Source organism: Providencia sp. JGM181, assembly GCF_018257375.1.
Classification (GTDB): domain Bacteria; phylum Pseudomonadota; class Gammaproteobacteria; order Enterobacterales; family Enterobacteriaceae; genus Providencia; species Providencia lanzhouensis.
The window spans coordinates 1-5,792 of the sequence record NZ_JAERJY010000183.1 but is presented as its reverse complement, the minus strand read 5'-3'; the positions used below and the strand labels follow the sequence as shown (position 1 = coordinate 5,792).

Genomic DNA, 5,792 nt, shown 5'->3' with positions numbered 1-5,792 from the left:
GAAATATGCTTTGATAATAAAATTACTCGTACTCAAATATAAATGTTGCAGTAGCTGATATTTTACCGACTTTCACTTGTTTATTATTCACAACATCCGATGTCGCTTTGATAAATGAATTAAACTGTAATTCATTCTTACCTGCTTTACTGATTGGCATTAGCGATGAAAATTGGTTAATTTTCATCGGGGTTCCATCGGTTAACTCAATAAAAATACCTAATCCAGGGTTTAAATCACTGCCCGTCAACGCGAGGGAACCTGGCAACAGTAAGTTTTCAGTTCCTGAGAATTTTACTTTCAACTTTTGCGCAATGGTCAAATCACAATCTGACAACACTAACGTGAAGGATTCATTCGGAAATTGAAATCCCGGCTCATAGATATCCAACAGTCGGATATCACCAAAATCGACTTCAACCTTTGAATTTTCTGGTAACACCACACAAGGTGCGTTCACCAGCGTCCCTTTGATTTTCATATTATTCTGCGCGGCTTGTGCAGGCATCGTTGCTACCGCAGCGAGGTTTCCCAGTAATGCAAATAAAATTCCAAAACGTATTTTCTTATTCATTATTGGTACTCCACTAGCATGGTTCCGTTTGCAATAAAGTCGCCCGTTTTCAGCTCTTTATTACCATCACGAACCAATACAGCCCAAAGTACCCCAGGGTTACTTGGGTTAATTAAATATTTTTTGCCTAAATCTAAAGTTTGATCGCCCAGTTGAAATTTAACCGCAAGATTGGTAATTCCTGTATTCAACCCATTAGTATCAAATGCACTTTTTGCGCCATTTAATGTTAAATACATGGCCCAGTTGTTCTTGTTTTCTTCACACTGGATTTGGTAATTCACTTGTCTCTTTTGAGCATTACCTTGAATGGATTTAATGGAAACGTTACCAAATTCCACTTCAATATCTTTACCATTATCAATATGGCACGGTGGCGGCGTGATTAAATTACCTTTAATCAGAATGTCTGTTTCGTTATCTCTCGCCGTTGAAGAGAAAGGGAATAAGATAAACAGTAAAAACACCCCAATAAGCTTATAAATGTCCCGCATGTTTATCACCCTTATTGATACTCAACTTTGAGTGTCGCATTAGCCGTGAAGGCTTTCGCTGGCAAATCAGTACCACTTTTCTTCACCAACACCGCAAATAATTTAGTCGGTGATGCAAAGTTAAAGGCACGCCTAGTTTTTAATGGGAAATCGCTGGTATCCGCCTTAAAAAGGACACCGAGATTATCGACACTCGTTTTAAGCACCCGCTGGTCAAATGCAGCGGGCGTGCCGTCAATATACATATTCAATTTTGGCTGAACGCCGTCTTTACAGGTAATGGTGTAGTCCATTGGCTGTTTATACATTTCACCTTCAATACGCGTTGTCATGACATCGCCAAAATCGACTTCTATGGCTTGTCCATTATTAATCTGGCAGGGTTTGGATAAGACGACACCTTTAATTTCTACATACAGGTAGCCTGAAAACCCAAGGGCACCTGACGTAAAAAGAGTCGATGATATCAATAATACCTTGGCTAAATTTTTAATAGACATCATAGCGGTAGACCTTATTTTCTAGGTACGACAGAACACTCAACCGCGCTGCAGTTAAATTTCAAATCAATCGTACCGCCAAAATCGTTGAGATATACTAAGGTTGGTGATGTCCCGATATCCCCTGCACTTTTTCCTAAACTCATTTCACCGCGAGGTGGAACCATAATAGGTTCAAAACCAGTTACTTCTGTCTTACCTTTATTTAATTTAGTTACTGACAAGAAATAAGGGGTTGGGTTTTTGACGATATATCCACTACCCTGTTTCACCAGTTTGATGTCGTTTTCTTGAGGAATAGTTTCCATTCTATCTTTCGTTGCAATCGCAGCGGGACGATAGAACAGTTTAATTTTTGTTTGTAACGCAATTTGTAATACGTTGGCTTTCTCACTGCGCGGTGGTATTTCTCGCACGTTTAGGTAATAAACGCTTTCCTGATCTTTCGGTAATTTAGCAATAGCAGGCACAGACTGAATTTTAATTTGGCTTTTTGAATCCGCTTCAAGTCGGTGTACCGGTGGCGTCACAATAAAGGGAGAATTTACTTTTTCATCTTTATCGTTTTCTATCCATGCTTGCGCCAAATAAGGGCTAGTTTTGTGTTCATTACTCAAACCAACGCTCACTGATTTATCGCCCTCGTTGTAAATCACACGAGTTCTATCAATAGCAATGGCTGCATAAGCTGATTGAGCCAGTAATGAGGCGCTTAAAATAGCGACTGCATTGCGTTTAGTTAATAAATTCATATTTTCACCGTTGACGTTAAAAATTTTTTTTTAATTATTTACATGGCAGTAAAACATCGTGCTCCATGTTGCTATCTAATTTTTCAGGCAGTTGAATATGACATGACGTATCATCACCCCATGTCACATCAAGCGACTCTGATGGGTTAACACCCGCTAAGTAAACAAAACCTTTATCTGAAATAATTCCGACTTCTATTTTTTTCGCATTTTTCACTGAAGCCCCAAATGGTGGGTAGCTTCCATCAGCTAAGCTGATAATTCCCATTAATTTTTCACCCGTGATGACATTAAATTTACGGTAACCAATGGCACCTTCTGTCAGGGTTGCATACTGTGTCGATTGCAGCGCTTCTGCATTGTCCGGCACATTTTTCAGATCAATATTTAAATTATTACGGTTGTAGTCCATCACACTAGTGATCACGGCTTTACCGTAACGGTTGGTTTTCACTGGTGTTACTCCATTTAAGATGGGTACATCTGCGACACCATTAGTATCGACTAATATTCTTGATCCGCCACTAATTGAGTTATTACGGTGTATCGCGCCACCTTCACCCGTCATTGTCATACCGCCTTTTAACTGCATAGAAACGGCGGTTTGGTTATCCTGAATATAGGTACCGCTCAAATTCAGCTGGCTTCTATCGCCATCGTAACTGTATGTGCCCGCAGTCGTGACTTTATCTTTATCCCAGTTACCTGCAGACACTGAGTAAGAGGAGCGATTATCAATTCGGCTATAATAGTTAACGTTATTGGAGTTATTCCCCCCAGAATAAGAACCTGAATAGCTTATGCTCGACTCATTTTTATCTAATGGGATCATGAGGTTTAAATAAATACCATCATCATCATTGTCGCGTGATTTCGTTTTATATGCCGTTAAGCTCAGACTGATGTTTTTAACTTTGCCGATATCAAAATAGTTTGAAAGCGTAAAGTTATACTGGTTGGTTGATGCTCTATTCCAATAGGTTTGGTGCGAATAGTTTAAATACATATTGGCGTTATAATCAGGGAACGCCGTACCAAAGATAATGGTATAAAGTTCTTTACCGCTATCGACCTTATCGCCTTTATAGCGACGGTCAATAAACTGACTCATTGACATATAATTTCGTTCAGAGAATCGATAGCCCGCAAACGTAATCTGGCTGTTAATTTCATCAAACTGCTTAGAATACGTCAGGTTATAAGAGTTACCGGTTAACGTTTCATTGTCATCCAGTCGCCCCATTTGCGCGCGAGAAATGTTGATGTTTCCAGATAAAACACCAAATGGCGCAAAGTCACGACCTAAACCAAATGCAACGTTTTGATATTCAGATGATGCCTGTAAACCACCATAAACCGTGATATTGTTTGTCGCCCCCCAAGAGAGCGATCCCATGCTAAATGCAGGGCCTTGAGTATCATGGTCATCTTTTGTCGGTTTACCCATCACAAATTGATAAATCAGCTGACCAGGGCGTGTCAACGTACCCAGTCGAGAGGTTTCCACTCGATAGCTGCTTGTTGTGCCATCTTGTTCTTGAATCACTACATCCAGCGTACCGCCACCGAATGAGTTCACATCCTGAATACGGAATGGACCAGGACTAACTTCTGTTTGATAAATAATACGACCATCTTGTTTTACCATGACTGTCGCATTCGTTTTTGCAACACCCGCAATTTCAGGCGCATAGCCTTGTAAGCGAGGTGGCAACATGGATTCGTTGGTTTCTATACTTGCACCAAGATAACGAATACTATCGAATAAATTAGAGGTTAAATATTGTTCACCTAGCGTTAAACGAGCGCTCAGTGAACGAATCGCTCTATAGGCGTACAATTGGTTCCAAGACCATGATTTACTGCCTTTATTCAGCTCACCATTTTGAGTTTGCCAATCGGCACGCAAACGCCATGCACCGAAGTTTGCACCCATTGTCCCTGTGGCCGTCAGACCTGATTTCGTTCCTTTATCGCCGGTTTGTTTATTAACAACGCGTCCTGTCGCGTTATAGTCAATAAATGCACCCATGATCCCGTCATCCCAACGAGATGGTGGGTCCCAATCAGGGTCTGAGTACTCCATGTAGGCCTGAGGAATATTGAACTGTACAACGTTCTTTGCCAAATCCCCTTGAATGGTCATATCCGGAACTGAACGAATATCCAAACATTTTCCATCATCTAACCATTTGACTTGGTTATTCCACTCCTTTTTTAATCCCAATAATGCATAAATTTCAGGCGTGACACATGCCAACGAAACTTTGTCGTCGTAATTAGGATTAAAAAAGGTGATAGGTTGTTCCATAGAAACTTTAGCGCGGTTAACTTCAATCGCTAAAGAGTAATCCCCAGGAGGGACATAGTTGGCGTGAGAGAACTTACTGAAGTCGACGTTTTCTTTACCTTCAGAATCAATGAAGTCGGTGTTAAAATCAACGGCCTCTTCAGAGAATGCAACCATTGGCGTTAACATTAAAAGCATTAATTTTGTAATTAGATTTAGCTTCATGCTTTTCATTAACTATGCGCCTATACAAACAGATACAGTGAAGACGATATAAGAAATATGGCGTATGACTACGCCATATTGTTCTCTATAGAAACTGACTATTATTGGTAAACAATTTTGAAGTTAGCTACAGTGTCAAAACGACCTGTAGTAGCTTTTTGAGTTGGATCTTCGTTACCTTTAACGTACGCTGCGAAGTGCAGAGTAGTTTGTGAACCGTCACCATTGTTTAACGCGTAGCCGTCACCAGTACCTGGGAATGCTTTACCGAATTCAACGATTTTGTCAGCGCCGTTAGTGATTACGATACCAGCGTTTTTAACTTTACCGCCTAAGCCCAGTAAGTCACCAGTGAAGCCTTGGAAACCGTTTACTGTAGAACCAGTAAATGTGATTTTTGCGTTTTTGTAAGTTTCAGTAGAGCAGTTTTTCAGAACGATATCGAACGCTTTGCTGTCTGAACGGAATTGGTTAGAAGTCAGTTCATGTAACGCGATTTCGCCGAATTCAACTAATTGCTTCAGGTTGTCAGCATCGATTGAACATGGAACGTCGTTAATGAAACCAGTAAAACGGATTTCACCTTGTGAGCTTTCTACTGGATCAGCAGCTAAAGCAACACCTGAAACGCCAACACCTAAACCTAAAGCTAGAGTTAATGCTAATTTATTCAGTTTCATAAAAGTTTTCCTTTAAATGAGTAGGAACTGCTATTTCTCTTTTTCTCTTTCCTGTTTCCACTGATGCAAAATTAAGTCCATTTACTTAATCAGTGCACCCTTGAAAAATTCCTCTAGCTTTCCTACTTGATGAATTTCATTCAGGTTAGAGATTTTTTTATATAAACGAGCTCCATCTCATTTATGTGATTTAAAAAACAGAAATCATTAAGCCAACATTCTCACTTCTAAATTAATTACTGAGTCATTCATTAATTAATTAAAATTGATATAGAAC

The 5,792-nt window shown here is 39.9% G+C and carries 6 protein-coding genes; all 6 read right to left on the bottom strand.

The features are described from left to right. Positions 1 to 22: 22 nt before the first annotated feature. Positions 23 to 574, bottom strand: a complete 552-nt coding sequence (locus JK188_RS16090) for a fimbrial protein (RefSeq protein ID WP_211887905.1) — start codon at positions 572 to 574, stop codon at positions 23 to 25. After that, a complete protein-coding gene (locus JK188_RS16085) occupies positions 574 to 1,068 on the bottom strand; it encodes a fimbrial protein (RefSeq protein ID WP_036955377.1) in 495 nt (164 codons plus the stop codon). Before JK188_RS16085 ends, JK188_RS16090 begins: the two co-directional genes overlap by 1 nt. A gap of 11 nt (positions 1,069 to 1,079) precedes the next feature. Then, positions 1,080 to 1,571 carry a fimbrial protein gene (locus JK188_RS16080; RefSeq protein ID WP_211887906.1) on the bottom strand — a complete coding sequence of 164 codons (492 nt, stop codon included), beginning with the start codon at positions 1,569 to 1,571 and terminating at the stop codon, positions 1,080 to 1,082. Positions 1,572 to 1,582: 11 nt separating this feature from the next. After that, positions 1,583 to 2,320, bottom strand: coding sequence for a fimbria/pilus periplasmic chaperone (locus JK188_RS16075; protein ID WP_211887907.1), 738 nt, complete (start codon positions 2,318 to 2,320; stop codon positions 1,583 to 1,585). Positions 2,321 to 2,354: 34 nt separating this feature from the next. Next, entirely contained in the window at positions 2,355 to 4,835 is a 2,481-nt protein-coding gene (locus JK188_RS16070; protein WP_249216034.1) for a fimbria/pilus outer membrane usher protein, read from the bottom strand. Between the two features lie 101 nt (positions 4,836 to 4,936). Then, positions 4,937 to 5,515: a fimbrial protein gene (locus JK188_RS16065; protein WP_036955392.1), complete on the bottom strand. Its 579-nt coding sequence runs from the start codon at positions 5,513 to 5,515 to the stop codon at positions 4,937 to 4,939. Positions 5,516 to 5,792 lie beyond the last annotated feature (277 nt).

Coding starts and splice junctions, on each gene's coding strand:
- JK188_RS16075 (WP_211887907.1), bottom strand. CDS start 2,320: ATGAATTTATTAACTAAACGCAATGCAGTCGCTATTTTAAGCGCCTCA.
- JK188_RS16065 (WP_036955392.1), bottom strand. CDS start 5,515: ATGAAACTGAATAAATTAGCATTAACTCTAGCTTTAGGTTTAGGTGTT.
- JK188_RS16070 (WP_249216034.1), bottom strand. CDS start 4,835: ATGAAGCTAAATCTAATTACAAAATTAATGCTTTTAATGTTAACGCCA.
- JK188_RS16080 (WP_211887906.1), bottom strand. CDS start 1,571: ATGATGTCTATTAAAAATTTAGCCAAGGTATTATTGATATCATCGACT.
- JK188_RS16090 (WP_211887905.1), bottom strand. CDS start 574: ATGAATAAGAAAATACGTTTTGGAATTTTATTTGCATTACTGGGAAAC.
- JK188_RS16085 (WP_036955377.1), bottom strand. CDS start 1,068: ATGCGGGACATTTATAAGCTTATTGGGGTGTTTTTACTGTTTATCTTA.